Source organism: bacterium, from assembly GCA_020854115.1.
Lineage (GTDB): Bacteria > Patescibacteriota > Saccharimonadia > CAILAD01.
On the sequence record JADZGC010000001.1, the window covers coordinates 1 to 21,241 of the forward strand.

A 21,241-nucleotide genomic window follows, 5' to 3' on the forward strand; every position below is an offset into this window, starting at 1 on the left:
AGCGTGGGCAGCTCTGCACCATGTTGTCGTTCGACATGTGGGGCCAACAACCACAGCCTTGCAGAACAACGCACCAGACCCAGAGCTTGCTTCATTGAAGGGTGAGGGAGAACTGAGAGTAAACATTTTGCTCTTGGGGGTAGGTGATGCGAATCATGCTGGAGCCGGGCTTTCCGATACGATGATGGTCGCAAGTATAGATACTAAGGCTAAGACTGTAGCCATGCTGGGTATCCCACGTGATCTGTATGTGCCAATTCCTGGGTATGGGTACGATAAAATCAATGCCGCACACGCCTATGGTGGCCCAGAACTATCGAAGAAGGTAGTTGGCACGGTGCTGGACGTACCAATTCATTATTATGCCCGCCTAGACTTCACGGGCTTCAAAAAAATTGTCGATACTATGGGTGGCGTCACGATTGATGTACCCAATGATTTGTATGATAGTGAATATCCGTGTGATCGAGATCCGCGCTATGTCTGCGGGTTTTCGGTCAGAGCTGGCGTACAAACCATGAACGGCGCCACAGCACTGAGGTACGTGCGCTGCCGCAAAGGTAACTGCGGCGATGACTTCGGGCGTTCTATGCGCCAAGAACAGGTGCTGGTTGCATTGCGCGAGCGGGCGTTAGCGGCGTCGACGCTTACGAACCCAATGAAGCTGGCAGCGATGATTGATACGCTAGGTGCACATACGCAGACTGACCTGCAGACTGAGGAGCTGCAGAATCTGGCTACCATCCTACATGATGTGAAGTCGGATGATATTGTGACAAAAGTCATAGATATTGATACAACACAACTTGTACACACTGCGAATATCGGTGGCGCTAGTGTTGTGGTGCCAAAGCTAGGATCAGGTAAATTTGCTGACATTCAGGCATTTGCACACAAGTTGTTTGCAGATCACTACATAGTTCAGGAACAGGCTCGAGTGATTGTGCGAGATGCTTCAGGCCGGGGGAGTGGCGAGACAGTCCGGACATTACTTGAAAGCTATAATTACGCGGTCAAGCAGGTGCAAGTCGTGCCTGCGCAGTCTGAGCTGGCAGTGCGTTTGCTTGATGCGTCAAACGGAGCCAAGCCATTTACGCGTAAATATCTCGAAAATCGCTTCCTAATATCCGCCGTACCCGATAGCGCGACGAGTGCGGATGCTGATATCATAGTAGAAATCGGGGGGTCCTATGGGACGACGAATCAAACGAGTCGGTAAGAATCGTACCGCTCGACATAAACCAAGACTAATACTCGCTCAGCGCACATTGATTGCGCATATTTTTTTACTGGCGCTGGCTTTGGCTTTTGGGCTGCTGCGGCAAGCATGGCCGGTGGCTATCCTCATGTCGTCGCTAGTCACACTTTGGACTGTACGCCGCTTACTCTTACACAGGACACTCCTCGTTATCTTGACTCGTGCTCTGGAGCCACTTCTGATTGTTGGTATTGCGATCGCGTATGTTGTGCTACTTGAGGATATCTTTCAGACCAGTCTAGCTGTACGATCCGTAGTCTTGGCGATTGCGATGATCTGGCAAGTACGTTTTTTGCTTGTGCAGTTTGACCCGAATCGCAGTGTCGACCAAAGCCTTCACAGTTTGTTCTCAGTCGTGTTCGTGCATACTATAGCAGGATTGTGGCTCATCCAAGTACCTGAATTGCTTTGGCTGGTAATGTTGCTTGTTTGGGTGGCTCAGTATGTACTGGCGCACTTCTGGCTTGAGCGATTGGGATTTCACAATTCATTCGTTGCCTCGATCTGGGCACTTGTGTCGGTTGAATTAGTATGGGTCTCTAGCTTTGCTATCACGGTATATAATCCAGTACAGCCTTGGGGAGTTCTGCTGACTCGATCGAGCTTGATGATCCTGGTCTTGGCATATGCTTGGGGGTTCATGTTGCAACTGCATAGCCGCCGCAGGCTCTCAAAAGCTCTGGTGCTTGAGTATGGTATGATGTGCACAATCGCACTCATCGCGCTACTTGTGATGCCAATATAGTGATAAATTAATCGAAACCCTTGGAGGGAGTGATAGATGGAATCCAAAGACATGCAGCCTGTGCTGCCAGTGAAGTCGAAGCCGGTGCGCAAACCGAAATCAACCAAGCCATCATTAGTAATGATGGCACTGATCTCATTTCTGTCAGGTGTACTGGGAGCTGGTTTGTATGGGTATGCCACGAAGTCAACACCAGTAGCAAATCTCGTAGCTCAAAATAAGCAAGTTACCCTCCAAGAAAACTCGGCAACAATAGACTTGGTTAAAAAGGTGAGCCCGAGTGTCGTCAGTATTACGACCAGCAGTGCGGTGCGCAGTATCTTTGGTCTCAACCAGTCTCAACAGGGTGCTGGCACGGGAATTATCGTTACCAGTGACGGCTTGATACTTACCAACAAGCATGTCGTCGAGGGAGCGAGTTCATTTACAGTCACGACTACTGATGGCAGGCAATACACGGGCAAGCTCATTGCAACCGATCCTGCTAACGACGTGGCGTTTTTGCGCGTTGAAGCAAGTGGGCTGCAGGCAGCTGAGCTGGGTGATAGCGACAAGGTAGAGGTCGGACAGCGTGTGGTTGCGATCGGTAACGCTCTGGGTCAGTTTGCAAACACCGTTACTACCGGTGTCATATCTGGCAAAAGTCGGCCGATCGAAGCATCTGATGGTTCTGGTGGTATGGAGCAGCTGACGAATCTCTTCCAGACTGATGCAGCAATTAACCCAGGCAACTCTGGTGGTCCGTTACTGAATATCGAAGGACAGGTGATCGGTATCAATACGGCGATCGCTGGTCAGAATGCACAGAATATCGGGTTTGCGATTCCGATTAATGAAGTTAAAACCACACTTGACACTGTTAAGACGACCGGCAAGATCGAGCGCCCATATCTTGGTGTGCGCTATGTGATGCTCACACAGGCTTTTGCAGAGCGAAACAATCTCCCGGTTAAGGAAGGCGCACTGCTGCGTGGCGATGACCAAACTCTTGCGGTTGTGTCGGGTAGCCCGGCGCAAAAGGCTGGTTTGCGCGAGGGTGACATTATTACCAAGATTGGCGATAAGGACGTCAACACAAAGACCCCGCTATCCAATGTGGTGGTGCAATTTAAGGTTGGGCAGACGGTGGATGTAAAGTACTACCGGGATGGTAATGAGCAGACAGCGAAAGTGACTTTTGAGGTTAGTCCGGCGAATTAGTCTTAGTCGCCCGTTGTAGGCCGAGGATGAAATAATCCTGGAAGATAGGCTTCATGTCGACCGTCTGGGCGAGTGTTATGAGGGCTGGTTGTTGCCAGGGATCAGACTCGATCCAGAGCTGAGTCTGATCGTGTGCATGGCCGGGGAGTTGATCGAAAAACTTCCGGTATAGATCGAGGCCGTCATCGGCGCCACCAAAAAGTGCGACATCAGGCTCAGCTTGGACTTCGGGTAGCAGGTCCATCGAGCGCGTGACATACGGGAGATTTGCAACGATGATGTCGAATACATCCTCGACAGATTCTAAGAGATCTGATTCTATAAAGGTAATCTCATAATTCTTACCTAGTAGTCGTTGGGCGTTTTCTCGTGCGAGCTCGAGCGCATCCTTCGATATTTCGCTGGCAGTTACGATGATGTCTGGTCGATGATATTTTAAGGCTATAGCCATTGCTCCCGAACCGGTGCCGACATCGAGGGTGCGAGCGGCGCGTGGGGCTCGCTTGATGACTTGGTCGACAACTGTCTCGGTTTCGACTCGTGGTGTAAGTACACGCGCATCAATTTTGAAATCAAGGCTGGCAAATTCTCGTGTACCTAGCACGTAGCTTAATGGTTGTCGCTGGGCGCGTTTTTGAACAAGCGAAGTAGTCAATCGCAATTGCTCTTGAGTCAATGAATCATATTCGTGCGCAAGCAGCCAAGCTCGATCCTGTTGCAAGACGTGGGCGAGGATGAGCTCAGTGTCGGTTCGTGCGCCTGAGATCTCGGCTTGTGCGAGCACCTCAGTTGCTTGCTGAATTGCTTCTTTAATAGTCATTATTTTTGGCTGTCGAGCGCTCGCTCGATATCGGCTTCTTTGAGGGCTGCGTGATGTTCGTCGATTTCACCATCCATAAAGCGCGTAAGCCCGTGCGTAGTGAAGCCGATACGATGATCGGTGATGCGATCCTGAGGGAAATTGTAGGTCCGGATCTTCTCTGATCGATCCCCTGTACCAATTTGGCTCAAACGAACATCCCCAAGTTCTTGACGGCGCTTTTCTTCTTCGAGGGCAAGCAAGCGTGAGCGAAGGACAGCTAGGGCTTTGGCACGGTTTTTGATCTGACTTTTTTCATCCTGACAGGTCACCACAATGCCAGTTGGGAGGTGGGTCAGGCGTACGGCTGAGTCGGTTGTGTTGACGCTCTGGCCGCCATTCCCACTCGAACGATAGACGTCGACGCGAATCTCGTTGTCGGCGATCTCGATCTCGGTCTCCTCAGCTTCCGGAAGTACTGCGACGGTGACGGTCGAGGTGTGGATGCGACCCTGAGACTCGGTAGCTGGCACGCGCTGGACACGATGTACACCAGATTCGTACTTGAATTTTCCATAGGCATTCGGTCCGCTGGCTTCAAAGATGACTTCTTTGTATCCACCGACTTCATTTGGGCTATCTGAGAGCATGGTGAGCTTAAGGCCGTGAGTTTCGGCAAAACGAGCGTACAGGCGAGCTAACTCTCCGGCGAAGAGCGAACTCTCATCACCGCCAGCTCCGGCGCGGATTTCAATAATGGCGGTCTTAGCGTCGTGTGGGTCGGTTGGTACAAGTGCGAGTCTAACCTTATTCTGTAATTCCACGAGTCGCGCCTCCAACTCAAGGATTTCTTCCTTGGCGAGTGTCCCCATCTCGGCGTCGCCGATGAGGCCACGGGCTTCTTCGAGCTCTAGTTCGGTTTTTTGGACAGCTTCAAACAACGAGAGTTTATCAGTGAGCTCACGTTGTTCATTCACCAAGGCCCCGGCTCGGGAGCTGGCATATATCTCTGGCTTGGCGAGCTCGATTGCGAGTTCGTCTAGGCGGGCTTTGGTCTTGTCGATAACGGCTTGGTCTATCATAGTCTTACCCTTGATTGTATCAGGTTATACGCGAAACGACGCCCATGATGTGGCGTCGCATGCATGTTATCTAGTAGTTATTTATCAGTTTGTGGAGCTTCGGCTGGAGCGTCAACAGTTTCGGCCTTGAGCTCTTTTTTGATATCGGCAAGTGTAGCCTTGGTCTTGGCAGCCTTCTCAGTCTTAGCTTTCTTCGGGGCAGTAGTCTTCTGGATGCTAGCTGACTTCTTACGCAGTGCCTCAAAGCGATCGACACGACCTGCGGTGTCGACGAGCTTCTGCTTACCGGTATAAAATGGGTGACAATTTGAGCAGATTTCGACCGTGATTTCTGGCACGGTAGAGTGGCTCATAAAAGTTGTCTCACAACCGAGGCAGGTTACCTTGGTCTCAACCCAATCTGGATGGATATTGGCTTTCATAACCCGACCATGATACCAGATAGTGACAAGTCGGTCAACGGTAGTGTATGGTGAGACCATTAATGGGAGTACATCTGATGGATCTGATCATGATTTTAGGTATTATCGCGCTGGTTATTATTATTGCTGGGCTAAAAATAGTGCAGCAATATGAGCGAGGAGTTGTCTTTCGTCTCGGGCGTGTGGTAGGTGAGAAGGAGCCAGGTCTCAGGATCATAATCCCGCTTATCGATCAGCTACGAAAAGTCCGCTTGCAGACGATCACTATGCCGATTGTGAGTCAAAAGATTATCACTCGAGACAATGTGTCGATTGATGTGGCCGCGGTTGCGTACTACAAAGTCGTCGATGCCACTAAGGCTTTGGTGGCGATTGCTGACGTAGCGAGTGCAGTCAATCAGATCGCCCAGACGAGCGTGCGCAATATCGCCGGTCAATTTGTGCTCGATGAAATCCTTTCGCAGACTACGAAAATTAATGAACAGATTAAGGCAGTGATCGATCGACAGACCGAAGAATGGGGCGTGCAGGTGAGTATCGTGGAGATCAAGGACATCCAGCTGCCGGAGAGCATGCAAAGGGCGATGGCGAAGGAAGCCGAAGCCGAGCGTGAGAAGCGTGCGAAGGTGATCGCTGCAGAAGGAGAGCTTGCTGCGGTGGATAAATTGAGTCAAGCTGCCGATCAGATCGCGCAGCATCCAGTTGCGTTGCAGCTGCGTAATCTCCAGACCCTCTCGGAGATCGCAGTCGAGAAGAACTCGACCATCATCTTTCCAAATCAGTTTCTGCCGACGACCGATGATATCAATAAATTCTTTGCACTTGAGAATATACGTATAGAGAAGCCGACGAAATAGGCGTTTAAGCTCACTCATAAGCAATTTCTCGATCAAAAGCTCACGCGTACGAGTTGGCACAGGCAGCACGTACTGGATTGCCGTTATGCCGCAATCGATGCCCATGATAGTTATGTGATTGAGAGTATCTTCGAAGATTGCAAGTTTTCGGTGGTAGATTGGTGTCTGAGTCACTTTATGCGAGTTGAGTTTCGTAACTGATCTTTGACGATGTGGATTTCGACGGCTCTGAGTTTAAGTTAGTGAAATTTATCGACTGTGATTGAAGGGAAGTTGATCTGTCGCAGTGTAAATTTGGAGTGAAAGAGATGGATCTAACTGGCACGAAGCTAGGTAAGATCTCCGGGTTCGAGACGCTTAGCGGTCATGAGCTTGAGTACAAGCAAGCGATTGGGTTCTTGCCACAATTCCTCCAGCAATACCATATGAAGATCAAAGAGTCTTAATGTAATAGGTCCCGCGAAGCATATAGCCTCGCGGGACTAATTGAAGGATAAAGAAAAAGGCGTCTAAGCGAGTATGAGCACAGCTTCTTGGGCGTTACCGGTGACGAGTTTGGCGAGCGCTTCCGCATCTCGCTGCCTTACAACAACTGGCCGACAGCCGGTGCGCGGAATGCGATCCCCGCACGATGAACGGGGACGGACCAAGCTGGTGCGTATGACGCCGCTGGACGACAGCATGACACTACGCATAAAGAGGCGCCCATTGACATGATGGAAGGCCAAGACCACAGTGTGCGGCTCTGATGGGTGGGATGGCTGCATGTGTATCGTGCGGACATCTTCTTCTGTCCATGAGTCTGGTGTGAAGTGATATTGCTTCAGGGCTCGTACGGCCCACACAGGGCACTTTGCCCTGATAGCGAGCTGTTCGTCTGTCATATGATTCCACCTTTTGTTCTTGTTTCGGGTATTACTCGATCTTTTGTATCGTGCCTGGCCGTAGGTGTGAGCCTGGCTTGAGTGCGAAAGAATCCCCCTATTAACCCGGGTGAAGGTTCTATTGACACCTCGATTTCTTTCGAAAAGTGCTTATGTATAATTATACGCCTCGCCGTCAAGAGGATGTGTATGGTAGCCATTGAATCACAAAACCCCCAATCTCCGGAGAGAAAGGGGGCTTTGCTTTGAACCAAGTGCTAGTTTGCTGGTCTTATAAAAGACCAAGCTTACGAGCACAAGCTGGCCATGGACTCCAACCACGTCGGGCTTGAGTCTCACGAGCCTTGGCATCCTGAACTTCTGGTGGAGCGAGGTCTGGTCGCGCATAGCCACCATAGTTTGCCCACGTACTCAGGTTGTACTGGTAGGCACCAAAAAAACCGTTACCGGTGTTCTTAGTATAGTCACCACCAGCTTCACAGAATCGCAACTGCGCAAAAGCGTCGTCACCGCCAATAATGACAGGTGTTCGCTTGATAGCAGTAGCAACTCGGATGGCTGCTTTCTTAGCAGCTTCAGCCTTGGCATCAGCTTCCTGCTTCGCCTTGAGGGGTTTCACAACCGCGTCGTCAAACGACGGAACGGTCGAAGCTACCTTCAGGGGGCTGGCAGATTTGGTTGTAAAGGTGAGGGCGTGCGTGCTCGAAGCCGCAGCTTCTGCCACACGGGCAGGGAGCTGGACGGTAACCGGAGTGTGCACGACCTGAGTGGTTACCTGTAGTGTAGCTACGGCGAGAACCGCCATAGCTGTGTGGATAGTACGCATAGAATCGTGAGCGCGAGACTCACTGGTTCATTGCTCCTTTCCACCCTCCGTAGGAGTCACCGTGTGTATCATATCTGTTGCCAGAAAGGGTACGTTTATAGGGACCCTCCCAAGAAAAAAGACCCTATCTGTCACATCTGATCTAGATACGGTCGTCAATTCCTGAGAACGGCGTGTATATTACCCTATATAGGGTGTTTTGTCAAGCCCTTATGCTTATTATTCTTGTGCAACTCTGGATTGACAGATTGTAACAGATAGGATAAGATAGGCGAGCTAAAGTAATTAATCTTTCAGTAGCTCACAAAAAACTTCCTCCCGCTTGGGAAGAGCTACTACGAGAAAAGGAAGCAATATGTCAATAAAAACTACGGCTCCTAAGAAGGTGTCGGCTAAAAAAACTACTGCTCCAAGTGCAAGCGCACTTCAGGAGCTCCTGCAAGCTGGTGTCCACTTTGGTCACAAGACTGAGCGCTGGCATCCAAAAATGGCCCCATTTATTCATTCAGCACGCAATGGGGTACATATTCTTGACCTCATTCAGACGGAAACTCGCCTCAAAGAAGCCGAGAAGATCGTCGAGCAACTTACCGGACAAGGTAAGACTGTACTCTTTGTTGCTACCAAGCGTCAGGCCAAGGCTGTCGTTGAGAAGGCTGCTAAGGACGCCGGTATGCCGTACGTCACCTATCGTTGGCTTGGCGGGATGTTGACCAACTGGGAGACTATCTCGAGTCGTATTCGTCATCTCAAGAAGCTTGAAGCGCAACGCGAGGATGGTAGCTTTGATAAGCTTACCAAGAAAGAGCGCCTCTTGCGCGACGAAGAGACCACGAAGCTCTCCAAGACATTTGGTGGCGTGCGAGATTTGACTCAATTGCCAGATGCATTGTTTATCGTTGATATCCCGCGTGAGACGATCGCGATCAAGGAAGCGAATCACTTGAAGACCCCGGTCATTGCTATGGCTGATACGAATGCTAACCCAGAGGGTGTGCAGTACGTTATTCCTGCGAATGATGATGCAGTGAAGTCAGTTGCATTGATCACTAACCGCATCGCTCAGGCTGCAAGCAAAGGCGCTGCTGCCTATGCCGCCAAGACCAAATCAGATAAAAACGAAGAATCGGAGGGTTAATCACCTATGTCAATCGAAGACATCAAGAAGCTACGCGAAATGACGGGGGCCGGCATGATGCAGGCCAAGGAGGCACTTACGGAAGCCAACGGCGATATCGAGAAAGCTCAAGAAATCCTGCGCGTCAAAGGCATGGCGAAGGCAGATAAGAAGGCTGATCGTGTGGCTGGTGCTGGCATGATCGGAAGCTACGTCCATGGTGGCCGCATTGGCGTACTGGTGGAAGTGAACTGCGAGACTGACTTTGTTGTCAAGACTGAAGACTTCCAGAATCTCGTCGAAGAGCTGGCACTGCATATCGCTGCCATTAGCCCACAATACGTGAGGCGCGATGAAGTACCAGAAGAAGTGATGACAAAAGAAAAAAGTCTCTTTGAAGAAGAAGTCAAAGAGACTGGCAAGCCGGCGGAGCACGTGGGTAAGATCATCGAAGGCAAGATGGACAAGTGGCTTGCAGGCATCTGCTTGCTCGAGCAGCCATTCTATAAGGATGATTCGATGACTGTTGATGAATATGTGAAAAGCGTCATTGGTAAGCTCGGTGAGAACATCGTCGTGCGTCGCTTCACCCGCCTCGAACTCGGTCAATAATCGGCGTACAATAGAAGTATGCAAGAAATCCTCAAGAATACCGAAACACTGATGAAAGCCTCCATCGAGCACTTTGATGGTGAGCTCAAGAACGTCCAGGCAGGTCGCGCTCATCCTGGCTTAGTTGATTCGCTGTCAGTGAACGTCTATGGTCAAGAGATGCAGATTAAGGCTGTTGGGACGGTATCGGCACCAGATCCAAAAACAATCCAGGTTCAAGTCTGGGATGCACAGAATGTCGCTGCAGTTGAGAAGGCAATCCGCGAAAATGAGGCTCTCGGCTTGAGTCCGGCGACTGATGGTACGATGGTGCGAATGCAGATGCCAGCCATGACCGAAGAGCGTCGACAGAGTCTTGTAAAGCTCATCGCCGAAAAGCTCGAAGAGTGCCATATTAGCCTCCGCAATGCCCGTCATGATGGCCTGAAAGACGCAAAGAAGGGCAAGGAAGACGGCAGTATGCCTGAAGACGAGTACTTCAAGACTGAAAAGCAGCTTGATGAGCTGATTCGCAAGTATCAAGCAGATGCTCAGGAGCTGCACGATGAAAAGAAGCAAGAGCTGATGACGGTCTAATACTCGACTCAAATAATACTCAAAAAGCCCCATATCGGGGCTTTTTTGATATGATGCGGGTATGAGTAAGCGCCGTACTTTCATATTTCAGAAGCTGGCTCGCGACAAGATCCTTGATGAAATTATGGTAAGTGGCGACGATGTCGCGTACCACATACTTGAGCCGGAGGCTTTTGAACGGGCGGTTCGAGATACAATTGTCGAAGAGGCAATAGAGTTGCAAAAAAGCTGAGGCCCATGAAATCGATGAGGAGCTCGCTGATGTTCGTGAACTGCTTGATTTACTAGCCGAACTGCGGGGACAAACTGAGCAGATGCTTCGAGATCGGGTGACGCGAAAAAGAGATAAGCGCGGCGGCTTCGAAGCGCGCATATACATTTCGCAAGTTACAACTGATGCAGACGGTAAGTGGACCACATATCTGGCTTCGCATCCAGATCAATATCCTGAAGTGCTCGGCTCTCCTGCAACTGAGGCATAAGTCTCAGTTGTTTTTCATATTTTTCGTATATACTAATACTAATGATCTGGATGATTCTGCTTGTTATATTTGCCTTCTCGGCGCTGGTGATTGCGCATGAGTTTGGGCACTTTATTGTGGCCAAGCGTAATGGCATCAAGGTATATGAATTTGGCATCGGGTTTCCACCTAAGGCTTTCGGTATCAAGCGCGGTGGTACTGAGTACACTTTCAACTGGTTGCCGCTGGGTGGTTTTGTACGTCTCGAAGGTGAGGAGAATGAAAGTAAGACGGCGTCGAGTTTTGCTACCAAGTCAGTTTGGGTAAAGACCAAAGTGCTGATGGCGGGTGTGACAATGAATTTCGCCATCGCTTGGGTGCTACTCACGATTCTGTGTGTGGTCGGGATGGCAAACATCTTTCCGTTTGATCTACCGCGAGCTGGCAGTATACAGCCGATTGCAGCTGGACCAAATCGCCTGGTCGTGTATTCGGTTAATCCTGATTCGGCAGCAAAGGGTATTGGATTGCAGAATGGCGACGAAATCAAGCGAATTGATGGTGTGGCGCCTCAAAACGAGGAGGAATTGCGCTCAACTACTCGTGATAGGGCCGGGAAGACGGTAGATATCACGTATGTGCGCCAAGGTGAAGAAATCACTCGATCCGCGATCTTGGGGAGTGATGCAAATAAGGGGATCCTCGGTGTCGCAGCACTCTCTCAACAGCGACAGCGGTATGAACTGTGGGTCGCGCCACTAGCTAGCTTGACTCTAATGTGGAAGACGATTGTCGTGTCGGTGCCGATGTTTTTTAGTTCGATTGCGAGTATCTTTACGACCGCAAAAGTTAATGATGGTTTAGTAGGCCCGATCGGTATTGCGGCAGCTGCACCACAGGTTATACAGTTTGGCTGGGATTATTTTGTGGCGCTGATAGCCTCGATATCACTATCGTTAGCCATCCTCAACAGTCTTCCGATTCCGGCCCTAGATGGCGGTCGACTAGCAGTGATCTTGTTGCGTCGCGCTGGTGTGCCGCTCAAGGACCATCATGAGTCATGGGCGCATACCATTGGCTTTGTGGCACTCATGGGCCTCGGAATAATTGTGGCAATCTCCGATGTCTCACGAATCTGGCGCTAAAGACAACGCTCCCGTACGGCAGAAATCTCCTTGGCGAGCGACTGATGCACTCGTCGCGTATCTGGGTCTCGTAATCGTTCCGGTGGCGATTGCTATATGGGTGTATTTCTTGGGAAGGGCTGGCATCATCTCGGATTCGCTCGGGCGGCTTTTTATTCGCGATGATCCATTTGCTTCATTGATGCAATACCTCCTGGCACTTGTCGTTGAGCTGGCCATCATTCTCGGCATCATGTGTTGGCGTAAGCTCAAGCCAACCGACCTCGGGTTAACTTCGTTTCGGTGGCATTGGGTTTTTATCGTTATAGGACTCTATATTCTACAAATCACTTTAGTAATCGTCGCTTTTGCGATAATCGAAGTGATAAGTCCATCCGTAAATCTTGACCAGAAGCAAGAAATACTCAGTTTTGGACAGGCACATTGGGCGGTGGTAGCAAGCTTTGTAGCGGCGGTCGCGATAGCACCAGTTGTCGAAGAAATTATCTTCCGGGGCATTATCTTTAAGGCTTTGCAATCTAGTTTCCCGACTTGGTTCGCGGTGATTGTTTCGGCCGCGGGCTTTGGGTGGCTACACGGGCAAATCAACGTCGGTATTTACACCTTTTTACTCGGCCTCCTGCTCACTTGGCTGTATATGCGCTCACGCAGTCTCTATCCAGGGATAATACTACATGTCCTCAATAACGCGGTGGCTTTTTGGTTTATCTTGCAGTTACCGAGTTAAGTACCTTAGCGTCTCTCGTTACTGCAGCTTGAAGCTCCTCCTGATACCAGGTAGACTGGAGGATAAGCATGCAACTGCCCCGTCTTCCTTTTTCGCAATTTTTTGGGCGGCTGTCTCACGATATCGGTATCGACTTGGGGACGGCTAATACTTTGGTGTATTTACGGGGGAAGGGTATCATCATCAACGAGCCGAGTGTAGTGGCGATTAATATCAAGACCAAGCAAATTCTCGCGATTGGTGACGATGCGAAGCGCATGGTTGGTAAGACTCCAGCGAATATTGTAGCAAATCGACCGCTGGTTGATGGAGTGGTTTCGGATTTCGAAGTAACCGAGCAGATGCTGAAGTACTTCATTGATAAGGTGCACAAGGATAATTTCGTGCTCATTCCTCGACCGCGCGTCGTCATTGGTATACCATCGGGCGTGACTGAGGTGGAGAAGCGAGCCGTAGAAGACGCAGCCATGAATGCTGGGGCACGTGCAGCGTATCTCATAGAAGAGCCGATGGCGGCAGCAGTTGGGGCAGGTCTGCCCGTCCATGACGCGGCTGGGAGTATGATTGTCGACATCGGTGGCGGTACGAGTGAAGTGGCGGTTATTTCGCTTGGAGGTATTGTAGCTTCGCGTTCTATTCGTATCGCTGGTGACGAGCTGACTGAGGACATTATTGCGTACGCCAAAGAAGAGTTTAATCTACAGGTCGGTGAACGTACTGCCGAAGCCATCAAGATCTCGGTTGGTTCGGCGACGGATCTGGATACAATACTTGAGGCGCCAATTCGTGGGCGAGATATCGTGACCGGACTGCCGAAGGAAGTTATTATTAACTCTGATCAAGTGCGTGTCGCACTCTCGAAATCGGTACGAGCGATTGTCAATGCTGTGAAGGATACGATCGAAGAGACGCCACCAGAACTGATCGCAGACATCATGGATAAGGGTGTATATCTAGCGGGAGGTGGTGCGTTGTTGCGTGGGCTGGATAAATTACTTACGACCCAGACTAAGATGCCGGTGGTAATTGCCGACGACCCGTTGACGGCTGTGGCACGTGGGACAGGGGCAGTACTCGAGGATATTGATACGTTGAAGGACGTGCTCGTGACCACGCAGTACGAAAAGACGCCGCGGTAATTGGAGCGAGAAAGGAGGGCTGATGCAGCGGAAGAACATTCGTCTATCAATTATTACTGCCCTGGTTGTAGCCGCTCTGATCACGGTGCTTCAGGTTGCAGGCCTGTGGAGGCCGGTAGGTATCGTGCTCGATTCGCTTGTTACGCCGATCAATCGTACATTGAGTGGGATATTTCGTGGTATTGGTGATGGGTGGCATACACTCACTACGCTTGGAAGGCTTTCGACAGAGAACAGGCGTCTAGAACGTCAGGCGACCGAGCAACAAGCCGAGATTAGTCGGCTCAAAGAAGTCGAGCATGAAAACGAACTTCTACGTCAACAGCTCAACTTTCAGAAGAGTCAAAGTCTATCATTAGTCGGGGCCAGTGTGACCGCTTACGAACCGGATAATATCCGTCATGCATTAGTGATTGATCGCGGGAGCAATGATGGCGTGCAGGTCGATGAGGCAGTGGTGAGCTCGGGGGTATTCATTGGTCGCGTGCAGCGGGTATTGCCACGCTCGGCAGTGATATTTTTGGTAACTGATCCGGAATTTCGAGTCCAAGCAATGAGCCAGAGTGAACGCGCGCGTGGTATTGTGCGCGGGCAGATAGGGAGCGGGTTGCGGTTTGAGCAGATTGCCCAGAGTGAAACGGTTGATCAAGGAGAAAATGTCTTGACAGCCGGCTCCGATAAAGTGCCTCGGGGGCTACTTATTGGCGGGGTTGATTCTGTCGCACAGAGTGATAATGAGGTCTTTCAGGCGGCTGGTGTATTGTCTCCACTTAATTTTGCTCGGCTTGAAGTAGTGTTTGTAGTAAAGGCCAAGTAGATGCGGCGCGTAGGGATCATGCTTCTCGCGATTCTGGTGGGGTGTTTGCACCTTACGATACATGGGCTGAGCAGCTCGGCGGTTGTGCCAAATATCATGATTATTACAATCATATCGTTCTTGCATCGTTGGTGGTTTGAGGATCTAGCAGTCTTTTCGATCACGCTTGGAGTGGTGCTTGAGATGTCATCTCTCTCCTCGACTGGTGCGCAAATTATTGCCTGTTTGTTGATAGTTCTCATTGGTAAGGTGGTATTGCGGCAGGCTACCGAAACCAGTCAGGCGGGATTTCTAATCGTCCTTGGGGTATGTGTGACGCTCGCATACAATCTGGCCATATTTCTCACACTTTCAAGCACCAGCCTAACAAGTGGTATCACAACCGTTTTGCTGCGCAGTGGGCTGGAGTGCGTGTATAATGTACTTGGTATCGCGTTTGGGCACTATATTCTTTTTGCGGGACGCGAATCGACAGCTCAGTATAAGCTGCCGAGATAATGAGTCAGGAGGGGTGTACACATCAAACGAGCAATCTTTGGGAATACTTCGAGTCAGCTGACTCTCAAGCGGCCAGGCAATAAGCATGAGCTCGCCATTCAGGAGAGCGAGACATGGTCTCAGGCTGTTTTGCCCGGTAGTGGTGAGGCGTCTGAGTCTCGCCAGACTATGCAGTCGGGTTATATCCGTTGGTTTATTGGCGCGGTTGCGTTAGTGGGTCTAATACTGATTGGGCAATTAGCGCAATTGCAGCTCATACAGGGGGCACGCTATCAAGCACTCGCAGATGGGAATCGTGTGCGGCAAACGGTTTTGCGGGCTCCTCGCGGGGCAATCTACGATCGTCATGGCGAACTTCTGGCGCGCAATGTTGCGAACTTCGATCTGGTTGCTGTTCCTGCACGCATGCCCAAGAAACCTCAAGATCGCCAACAAGTCTATGACGAATTGAGCCGCATCATGCAGCGTTCAACTGATGATTTGCAAAAACAGATCGAAAAAGATGGTCGACAATCACCAGCGCCGGTGCTCATTCAGCCTAATGTTGAGCGCGATGTCGCGCTGGCTATAGAGGAGCGGATGAGTAAGTTGCAAGGCGTAAATCTCGAGACAAATCCGGTACGAGAATATGTTGATCAGGGCTACTTGGCGCATTTTCTCGGATATACAGGTCGCGTATCGGGTGATGACCTCAAGGCTCACCCTGATTATCAGCAGACTGACTATATCGGTAAGGTTGGCTTGGAGCGCGCCTATGAGTCTGATCTACGTGGCCGTGATGGCGCCGAGCAGACCGAAGTCGATGCGACCGGAAAGCCGATTAAGGTGCTGGCGAGCAAAGATTCTGCGCCAGGTAACTCTCTACGGCTCAGTATCGATTTTGGTCTTGAGAAAATAATGGCTGAGAGTCTTACGAAATATATGACAGCTGCCGGAAGTACTCGTGCTGCCGGCGTGGCCCTCAACCCACAGACAGGCGAGATCTTGGCTGTCGTCAATGTGCCCACCTACGATACGAATCTTTTCGCGAAAGGCATCAAGCAGGAGGCGTATACGTCCCTCGTCAATAACCCCGATCGACCGCTTTTTAATAAGGTTACAGCTGGTGGGTATCCGATCGGTTCTACTATCAAACCGCTCGTTTCGCTGGCTGCACTTCAGGAAGGGGTGATCAATAATTCGACTACCATAAATGACACCGGGAAGATTGAAGTGGTAAATATTTATGATCCTTCAATTGTCTATACCTTCAAGGGATGGAAGCCAGAAGGATTAGGGCTAGTGAATGTTTATCGAGCGATAGCGATGAGCTCGGATGTATTTTTCTATTACGTTGGTGGTGGGTATCAGGATTTTCGAGGCCTGGGGATATCACGACTTCTGAAATACTATAATTTGTTTGGCTTTGGTCAAAAGACCGGCATCGACAGCGGGGACGAAGCTGCTGGATATGTGCCTACGCCAGAGAAGAGAAAACAGCAGACAGGAGAGGATTGGGGAACGGGAAATACATATAATATGTCGATCGGACAAGACGATATGCGAGTCTCACCTCTGCAGTTAGCAGTAGCTATCGCAGCGATTGCGAATAATGGTAAAGTTACGCGTCCCCATATGGTGAGTGCAGTCATTGATACCCAAGGAAAAGTAGTACGTGAGATTAAGCCGGAAGTAGTCCGTGAGGGATTTTTGAGTCAGGCGAATATTGAAATTGTGAAACAGGGGATGCGCCAGACGATGCTTGAGGGCACGGGCTGTTGTTCTACGAATCGCGAAGTGCCGGTGCCGGTCAGTGGCAAGACGGGTACAGCCGAAACAAGTTCGGAGGGGTATGATGGTAAAAATCCTCGCACTAGACCGCATGCGTGGTTTGAAGCGTTTGCACCGAGTGACAATCCGGAGATTGTGGTCGTGGCTTTGGTCGAAAATTCAGGTGAAGGTGCAGAATACGCTTTGCCAGTCGTGCGTGACACTTTGAAGTGGTATTTTACGGTCGGTAAGCAGCCACGATAGCGCTCGTGACAAACTGTCGTCAAACCCCTTGACCGGCAAAATATGACGCGTATATAATACGTTCCGACAAGGATTACAACCTGTGTTAATTACCGAGGCTCTTCGAGGGGCTTTTCTTTTTTGGAGGGCATAGCTCGACGGGAAGGGCAAGGTATTTCATATAAGGAGAACTACAGCCATGGCAAAGAAAGAATTTTATGTTACCAAGGATGGTCTAGACAAGCTTCGAACCGAGCTCGATGATTTGGTGCAAGTACAGCGCAAGAAAATTGCAGCAGCCCTCAAAGAAGCCAAGGAATTTGGTGATCTCTCGGAGAATGCAAGCTGGGATGATGCAAAGGAGCGCCAAGCGTTTATCGAAGGCCGTATTGCTGAGATCGAGCATATTTTAAAGAACTCCGTGGAAATTGCCGAATCACATGGTGATGTTGTTTCGGTTGGTTCGACGGTACATGTAGAGCTGGAGACTGGTGAGCAGCAGTTTCAGATCGTTGGTTCGACTGAAGCTGATCCAGAATCAGGTAAGATTAGTAACGAAAGTCCGATTGGGAAGGCTCTTCTTGGGAAGAAGCCTGGTGATGAGGTAGAAGTAGACGTGCCGGCGGGTACTATGGTCTATAAGATCAAAAAGATTGCATAAAACTCACTACACAATAATCCAAGCCGAAGCCCGCCATTAGGCGGGCTTTCTGGTTCTAAACCTGATACACTAAGGAGTAACTATGGAAGCACAAAACACATCGCAATATTGGCTAGATGCCATACTTGATACCGTTGAGCAGCGTGCTGCTGGTCAGCCCGTCTTAGTCTGCTCTGGGATAACCCCTTCAGGCCCATATCACGTCGGGCATGCGCGCGAGATCCTAACCGCTGAGGCAGTGCGGCGCGGCTTAGAGTTGCGTGGTCTGGAAGCTCGACATATGCATAATGTAGATGACTTTGACGCTTTGCGAAAACGTTACGCCTACTTACCAGAATCCTACGAACAAGAAGCCGGCAAGCCAGTGTACATTGTCCCAGCACCGGACGGTCGTTCGGCAAGTTATGCCGAGCAATACTTTTCTGCCTACGCTGCGGCTGCCGAGAAGCTCGGTATTCCGATGGAGATATGGCGATCACATGAAGAGTATCAGGCCGGTAAGTTTGCGGAAGTCATTACGACAGCTCTTCAGCGACGTGATGACATAGCGCGCATTCTTGAAACCATCTCACATCGAGAAGTCCCGACCGATTGGCAGCCTGTGCAGATTCTTGATGCAGCGACGCAGAACTTGCGGACTGCTGAATTCCTGTCTTTTGATACTGAAGCTGGGCTAGTGGAATATCGTTCGGCTGACGGCGCGGTGAAGCAAGCCGATATCCGAGCTGGCGAAGTGAAGCTCGATTGGCGCGTCGACTGGCCAGCTCGTTGGCATATGCTTGGCGTGACTGTCGAAGGTTTCGGTAAAGAGCACGCCACTAAGGGTGGAAGCTATGATACTGGGTCGGCGATTCAGCGCGAAGTATTCGGTACCGAGCCGCCAATTCCGGTGCCATTTAACCCCATTAATCTCAAGGGCGACACACGCAAGATGTCGAGCTCGATTGGTAATCTCGTGACTATCGATCAAGCTTTGGAATTTATTCCGCCTGACGTGTTGCGCTACTTTGTGTTTAAGAGTATGCCATCGAAAGTGCTCGAGTTCGATCCAGGGCTAGGCATGTATAACCTCATCGATGAGTTTGCTGCGACAGAAGCAGCCGTACAGGCAGGGCTTGAAGCGCAGTTTGAGCAAGCTTGGAGGGTATCGGTTCTCGACCCATCTGATGCGACCATCTCTACTATTCCATATTCTCACCTCGTGACAACCTATCAAGCCGCCCGACAGCAAGAAGAAGCGACGCTCGCTCTGCTCAAGAAAACACATCCAAGTCAGGTAGAGGCCGAAGGAGCGGTCATTCAGCGTGAGCTAACATACATCAAAAACTGGTTGCAAACGGAATATGCACCAGAGTCGATCAAGTTTGCGCTAGCTGATGAGCTGCCAGATGTTACTCCCACGGCTGAGGGGGCTGATTTCTTGCAGACTCTAGCGAGTGACTATCCGGAAACGCCAGAGGCAGAGGTGGTGCAGACGCTAATTTTTGAGACTGCAAAAGCACACGATGTGCAGCCACGCGATGGGTTTAAGCTACTCTACCGGTTGTTTATTCAGAAAGATGCTGGTCCGAAGTTAGGTGGATTCTTGGCTGACCTGGATCGTGACTTCGTTATGGCGCGCTTAAGGCGTGAGCGGTAGAATAGTAGTATGTTAGATCTGAAATACGTCCGAGAACACATAGACGAGCTGAAACACAACGTAGAGCGGCGCGGACTGAGTGCTGACCTGGAGCGCTGGGTGAAGCTTGATGAGCGCCGGAGTGAGCTTATTCCGCAGGTTGATGAGTTGCGAGCAGCACTCAAACTTTCTGGTAAGCCGAGCCCGGATGAGCTGGCTGATCTCCAAAAGGCCAAGACTGAGCTTACGAAGAAGCAAGAAGAACTCCAGTATATCGAGCAGGAGTGGAAGACGCTGTGGGGAGATATCCCGAACCTGATTGCGCCAAATACGCCCGAGGGTGGAGAAGAAGCGAATCGTGAGGAGCGTCAGGGTGGCGTCAAGCCGACTGGGCTCGAGCGTTATCGCGATCACCTAGAGCTGAATGAGAAGCTAAGGTTTGTGGATTTTGAGGCGGGTGCGAAGGTTGCCGGCAGCCGGTTCTACTTCCTCAAGGGCTCTGGAGTTAAGCTGTGGCGCGCTTGCGTGTCGCTGATTAGTGACGTGATTGCCGAAGAAGGCTTCGAGCTGATGATGGTGCCGCATATGGTGAATACTCGGGTTGCTGAAGGTACTGGCTTCTTGCCACGCGGTGAGGAGCGCCAGATTTACAAGGTCGAGGGCGAAGATCTCAATCTTATCGCTACTGCTGAGCTGCCGCTTACTGGCATGTATATGGATGACATTATCGATGTCTCGCAGCCACAACTTATGGCCGGGATTTCACCATGCTATCGGCTGGAGGGCGGGACATATGGCAAATTCTCCAAGGGTCTCTTCCGTGTGCATCAGTTTGAAAAATTAGAAATGTACGCTTATACCAGACCAGAAGACAGCGATGCAATGCTGCAACGCATCCTCAAGCTCGAAGAAAAGATCTGTAGCTTACTCGAGATTCCATATCGTGTCATTCGTATCGCTGATGGGGATCTGTCAGCTCCGGCGTATGAGAAATATGACATCGAATATTGGAACCCTACAGATAATACATGGCGTGAACTCACGAGCTGTAGTAATTGCACCGACTATCAGGCTCGCCGGTTGAATATCCGCTATCGATCAGATGCGGGTGATCTGGCGCACGTGCACACACTTAATGGCACTGCCATCACGAGCTCGCGCACCATCGTGGCATTGCTCGAAAATCACCAGACCGCCGATGGCAATGTCCACATACCAGCCGTGTTACAAAAACATTATGGAAGGGAAACACTATGATCAAGATTAACCTGACTGTACGCAAGTTCGACGCCGACAGCGAACTGAAGCGCTATATTGAGCGCAAGCTCTCAAAGCTTGATCGATATTTCCCACATTCTCATCGACCGACTGGCATGCGCGTCGAATTGCATCGCGATGAAGCGGCTGATCCAGCTAAGCGATACTCGGGTTTAGCGCACATCTCTGTAGCCAAGCAGGAAATTGTCGCCGAGACCGCAAGCATGAATCCGCATACGGTTGTGGACATCCTCGAAGCCAAGCTCAAAGAACAAATTCGCAAATACAAGGCCAAGCACGCGCCTAAGCGTCTAAATGTACGCAAGTTCTTCCAGGCCGAAGTTACCGAATAGATATTGACATTATTACAAAAATCTGTATAATCATTAGGTTTGGGTACTGATCATTTGTCATGGTCGGTATTGAGCCTTGGCATGCAATGTGTCATCAATTGACTCCACTGGTGTAAATATAAAGGATGCTGTTATGCGTAATCCCACGAATAACTCTCAGGGCGAAATCAGAATTCCTTGTCCTATATGTGGTGC

25 protein-coding genes are annotated in these 21,241 nt (G+C 50.4%); 20 read left to right on the forward strand and 5 right to left on the reverse strand.

Translation table 11 applies throughout. From position 1 onward, the window contains the following. The 3 genes from IT415_00005 to IT415_00015 all read left to right on the forward strand — a co-directional run. Nucleotides 1-1,219, forward strand: a 1,219-nt coding sequence (locus IT415_00005) for an LCP family protein (GenBank protein MCC7543085.1), incomplete at its 5' end; no start/stop codon positions are given. Further along, entirely contained in the window at nucleotides 1,191-2,003 is an 813-nt protein-coding gene (locus IT415_00010; protein ID MCC7543086.1) for a hypothetical protein, read from the forward strand. The genes IT415_00005 and IT415_00010, both read left to right, overlap by 29 nt. A 123-nt stretch (nucleotides 2,004-2,126) precedes the next feature. Next, a complete protein-coding gene (locus IT415_00015; GenBank protein ID MCC7543087.1) occupies nucleotides 2,127-3,203 on the forward strand; it encodes a trypsin-like peptidase domain-containing protein in 1,077 nt (358 codons plus the stop codon). On the opposite strand, the gene prmC is transcribed toward IT415_00015, so the two are convergent. The 3 genes from prmC to rpmE all read right to left on the reverse strand — a co-directional run bounded on the left by prmC (nucleotide 3,187) and on the right by rpmE (nucleotide 5,506). Continuing rightward, entirely contained in the window at nucleotides 3,187-4,023 is an 837-nt protein-coding gene (gene prmC / locus IT415_00020; GenBank protein ID MCC7543088.1) for a peptide chain release factor N(5)-glutamine methyltransferase, read from the reverse strand. The genes IT415_00015 and prmC overlap by 17 nt on opposite strands. Next, entirely contained in the window at nucleotides 4,023-5,084 is a 1,062-nt protein-coding gene (gene prfA / locus IT415_00025; protein MCC7543089.1) for a peptide chain release factor 1, read from the reverse strand. The genes prmC and prfA overlap by 1 nt, the downstream gene beginning before the upstream one ends. A gap of 77 nt (nucleotides 5,085-5,161) precedes the next feature. Continuing rightward, entirely contained in the window at nucleotides 5,162-5,506 is a 345-nt protein-coding gene (gene rpmE / locus IT415_00030) for a 50S ribosomal protein L31 (GenBank protein MCC7543090.1), read from the reverse strand. A 77-nt stretch (nucleotides 5,507-5,583) separates the two neighbouring features. On the opposite strand from rpmE, the gene IT415_00035 reads away from it, so the two are divergent. Together IT415_00035 and IT415_00040 are read left to right on the forward strand one after the other, a co-directional pair. Beyond that, nucleotides 5,584-6,363 carry a slipin family protein gene (locus IT415_00035; protein ID MCC7543091.1) on the forward strand — a complete coding sequence of 260 codons (780 nt, stop codon included), beginning with the start codon at nucleotides 5,584-5,586 and terminating at the stop codon, nucleotides 6,361-6,363. A gap of 308 nt (nucleotides 6,364-6,671) precedes the next feature. Then, entirely contained in the window at nucleotides 6,672-6,809 is a 138-nt protein-coding gene (locus IT415_00040) for a hypothetical protein (protein ID MCC7543092.1), read from the forward strand. Nucleotides 6,810-6,872: 63 nt separating this feature from the next. Here IT415_00040 and IT415_00045 read toward each other — a convergent pair whose 3' ends face one another. Together IT415_00045 and IT415_00050 are read right to left on the reverse strand one after the other, a co-directional pair. Further along, nucleotides 6,873-7,247: a hypothetical protein gene (locus IT415_00045; protein ID MCC7543093.1), complete on the reverse strand. Its 375-nt coding sequence runs from the start codon at nucleotides 7,245-7,247 to the stop codon at nucleotides 6,873-6,875. Nucleotides 7,248-7,518: 271 nt separating this feature from the next. Then, nucleotides 7,519-8,052, reverse strand: a complete 534-nt coding sequence (locus IT415_00050) for a transglycosylase family protein (GenBank protein MCC7543094.1) — start codon at nucleotides 8,050-8,052, stop codon at nucleotides 7,519-7,521. Between the two features lie 376 nt (nucleotides 8,053-8,428). Between IT415_00050 and rpsB the strand changes: the two genes are divergently transcribed. The 15 genes from rpsB to raiA all read left to right on the forward strand — a co-directional run bounded on the left by rpsB (nucleotide 8,429) and on the right by raiA (nucleotide 21,046). Then, nucleotides 8,429-9,211 carry a 30S ribosomal protein S2 gene (gene rpsB, locus IT415_00055; protein ID MCC7543095.1) on the forward strand — a complete coding sequence of 261 codons (783 nt, stop codon included), beginning with the start codon at nucleotides 8,429-8,431 and terminating at the stop codon, nucleotides 9,209-9,211. 6 nt (nucleotides 9,212-9,217) lie between these two features. After that, nucleotides 9,218-9,802: a translation elongation factor Ts gene (gene tsf, locus IT415_00060; GenBank protein MCC7543096.1), complete on the forward strand. Its 585-nt coding sequence runs from the start codon at nucleotides 9,218-9,220 to the stop codon at nucleotides 9,800-9,802. A gap of 18 nt (nucleotides 9,803-9,820) precedes the next feature. Continuing rightward, the gene (gene frr, locus IT415_00065; protein MCC7543097.1) at nucleotides 9,821-10,378 is read left to right on the forward strand and encodes a ribosome recycling factor; all 558 of its coding nucleotides are present in this window, start codon (nucleotides 9,821-9,823) and stop codon (nucleotides 10,376-10,378) included. Between the two features lie 61 nt (nucleotides 10,379-10,439). After that, nucleotides 10,440-10,610: a hypothetical protein gene (locus tag IT415_00070; protein MCC7543098.1), complete on the forward strand. Its 171-nt coding sequence runs from the start codon at nucleotides 10,440-10,442 to the stop codon at nucleotides 10,608-10,610. Between the two features lie 97 nt (nucleotides 10,611-10,707). Further along, complete coding sequence (locus IT415_00075; protein MCC7543099.1) at nucleotides 10,708-10,860, forward strand: hypothetical protein; 153 nt, start codon at nucleotides 10,708-10,710, stop codon at nucleotides 10,858-10,860. Nucleotides 10,861-10,901: 41 nt separating this feature from the next. Further along, nucleotides 10,902-11,984, forward strand: coding sequence for a site-2 protease family protein (locus IT415_00080; protein MCC7543100.1), 1,083 nt, complete (start codon nucleotides 10,902-10,904; stop codon nucleotides 11,982-11,984). After that, on the forward strand, nucleotides 11,962-12,711 hold the full coding sequence (locus IT415_00085) for a CPBP family intramembrane metalloprotease (GenBank protein MCC7543101.1): 750 nt from the start codon (nucleotides 11,962-11,964) through the stop codon (nucleotides 12,709-12,711). Before IT415_00080 ends, IT415_00085 begins: the two co-directional genes overlap by 23 nt. Before the next feature lie 68 nt (nucleotides 12,712-12,779). Beyond that, nucleotides 12,780-13,850, forward strand: a complete 1,071-nt coding sequence (locus IT415_00090) for a rod shape-determining protein (GenBank protein ID MCC7543102.1) — start codon at nucleotides 12,780-12,782, stop codon at nucleotides 13,848-13,850. Between the two features lie 22 nt (nucleotides 13,851-13,872). Then, nucleotides 13,873-14,667: a rod shape-determining protein MreC gene (gene mreC / locus IT415_00095; protein ID MCC7543103.1), complete on the forward strand. Its 795-nt coding sequence runs from the start codon at nucleotides 13,873-13,875 to the stop codon at nucleotides 14,665-14,667. After that, nucleotides 14,668-15,165 carry a hypothetical protein gene (locus IT415_00100; protein ID MCC7543104.1) on the forward strand — a complete coding sequence of 166 codons (498 nt, stop codon included), beginning with the start codon at nucleotides 14,668-14,670 and terminating at the stop codon, nucleotides 15,163-15,165. It abuts the gene before it with no gap. A 168-nt stretch (nucleotides 15,166-15,333) separates the two neighbouring features. Beyond that, entirely contained in the window at nucleotides 15,334-17,178 is a 1,845-nt protein-coding gene (gene mrdA, locus IT415_00105) for a penicillin-binding protein 2 (GenBank protein ID MCC7543105.1), read from the forward strand. Nucleotides 17,179-17,356: 178 nt separating this feature from the next. Then, on the forward strand, nucleotides 17,357-17,818 hold the full coding sequence (gene greA, locus IT415_00110) for a transcription elongation factor GreA (GenBank protein MCC7543106.1): 462 nt from the start codon (nucleotides 17,357-17,359) through the stop codon (nucleotides 17,816-17,818). 82 nt (nucleotides 17,819-17,900) lie between these two features. Continuing rightward, on the forward strand, nucleotides 17,901-19,457 hold the full coding sequence (lysS, locus tag IT415_00115; protein MCC7543107.1) for a lysine--tRNA ligase: 1,557 nt from the start codon (nucleotides 17,901-17,903) through the stop codon (nucleotides 19,455-19,457). A gap of 9 nt (nucleotides 19,458-19,466) precedes the next feature. Continuing rightward, nucleotides 19,467-20,693 carry a serine--tRNA ligase gene (gene serS, locus IT415_00120; protein MCC7543108.1) on the forward strand — a complete coding sequence of 409 codons (1,227 nt, stop codon included), beginning with the start codon at nucleotides 19,467-19,469 and terminating at the stop codon, nucleotides 20,691-20,693. Beyond that, nucleotides 20,690-21,046 carry a ribosome-associated translation inhibitor RaiA gene (gene raiA, locus IT415_00125; GenBank protein ID MCC7543109.1) on the forward strand — a complete coding sequence of 119 codons (357 nt, stop codon included), beginning with the start codon at nucleotides 20,690-20,692 and terminating at the stop codon, nucleotides 21,044-21,046. Before serS ends, raiA begins: the two co-directional genes overlap by 4 nt. Nucleotides 21,047-21,241 lie beyond the last annotated feature (195 nt).

What these genes read in the sequence shown, in the direction of transcription:
- IT415_00010 (MCC7543086.1), top strand. Translation starts at nt 1,191, where the DNA reads ATGGGACGACGAATCAAACGAGTCGGTAAGAATCGTACCGCTCGACAT.
- IT415_00015 (MCC7543087.1), top strand. Translation starts at nt 2,127, where the DNA reads ATGGCACTGATCTCATTTCTGTCAGGTGTACTGGGAGCTGGTTTGTAT.
- prmC (MCC7543088.1), bottom strand. Translation starts at nt 4,023, where the DNA reads ATGACTATTAAAGAAGCAATTCAGCAAGCAACTGAGGTGCTCGCACAA.
- prfA (MCC7543089.1), bottom strand. Translation starts at nt 5,084, where the DNA reads ATGATAGACCAAGCCGTTATCGACAAGACCAAAGCCCGCCTAGACGAA.
- rpmE (MCC7543090.1), bottom strand. Translation starts at nt 5,506, where the DNA reads ATGAAAGCCAATATCCATCCAGATTGGGTTGAGACCAAGGTAACCTGC.
- IT415_00035 (MCC7543091.1), top strand. Translation starts at nt 5,584, where the DNA reads ATGGATCTGATCATGATTTTAGGTATTATCGCGCTGGTTATTATTATT.
- IT415_00040 (MCC7543092.1), top strand. Translation starts at nt 6,672, where the DNA reads ATGGATCTAACTGGCACGAAGCTAGGTAAGATCTCCGGGTTCGAGACG.
- IT415_00045 (MCC7543093.1), bottom strand. Translation starts at nt 7,247, where the DNA reads ATGACAGACGAACAGCTCGCTATCAGGGCAAAGTGCCCTGTGTGGGCC.
- IT415_00050 (MCC7543094.1), bottom strand. Translation starts at nt 8,052, where the DNA reads ATGGCGGTTCTCGCCGTAGCTACACTACAGGTAACCACTCAGGTCGTG.
- rpsB (MCC7543095.1), top strand. Translation starts at nt 8,429, where the DNA reads ATGTCAATAAAAACTACGGCTCCTAAGAAGGTGTCGGCTAAAAAAACT.
- tsf (MCC7543096.1), top strand. Translation starts at nt 9,218, where the DNA reads ATGTCAATCGAAGACATCAAGAAGCTACGCGAAATGACGGGGGCCGGC.
- frr (MCC7543097.1), top strand. Translation starts at nt 9,821, where the DNA reads ATGCAAGAAATCCTCAAGAATACCGAAACACTGATGAAAGCCTCCATC.
- IT415_00070 (MCC7543098.1), top strand. Translation starts at nt 10,440, where the DNA reads ATGAGTAAGCGCCGTACTTTCATATTTCAGAAGCTGGCTCGCGACAAG.
- IT415_00080 (MCC7543100.1), top strand. Translation starts at nt 10,902, where the DNA reads ATGATCTGGATGATTCTGCTTGTTATATTTGCCTTCTCGGCGCTGGTG.
- IT415_00085 (MCC7543101.1), top strand. Translation starts at nt 11,962, where the DNA reads ATGTCTCACGAATCTGGCGCTAAAGACAACGCTCCCGTACGGCAGAAA.
- IT415_00090 (MCC7543102.1), top strand. Translation starts at nt 12,780, where the DNA reads ATGCAACTGCCCCGTCTTCCTTTTTCGCAATTTTTTGGGCGGCTGTCT.
- mreC (MCC7543103.1), top strand. Translation starts at nt 13,873, where the DNA reads ATGCAGCGGAAGAACATTCGTCTATCAATTATTACTGCCCTGGTTGTA.
- IT415_00100 (MCC7543104.1), top strand. Translation starts at nt 14,668, where the DNA reads ATGCGGCGCGTAGGGATCATGCTTCTCGCGATTCTGGTGGGGTGTTTG.
- mrdA (MCC7543105.1), top strand. Translation starts at nt 15,334, where the DNA reads ATGCAGTCGGGTTATATCCGTTGGTTTATTGGCGCGGTTGCGTTAGTG.
- greA (MCC7543106.1), top strand. Translation starts at nt 17,357, where the DNA reads ATGGCAAAGAAAGAATTTTATGTTACCAAGGATGGTCTAGACAAGCTT.
- lysS (MCC7543107.1), top strand. Translation starts at nt 17,901, where the DNA reads ATGGAAGCACAAAACACATCGCAATATTGGCTAGATGCCATACTTGAT.
- serS (MCC7543108.1), top strand. Translation starts at nt 19,467, where the DNA reads ATGTTAGATCTGAAATACGTCCGAGAACACATAGACGAGCTGAAACAC.
- raiA (MCC7543109.1), top strand. Translation starts at nt 20,690, where the DNA reads ATGATCAAGATTAACCTGACTGTACGCAAGTTCGACGCCGACAGCGAA.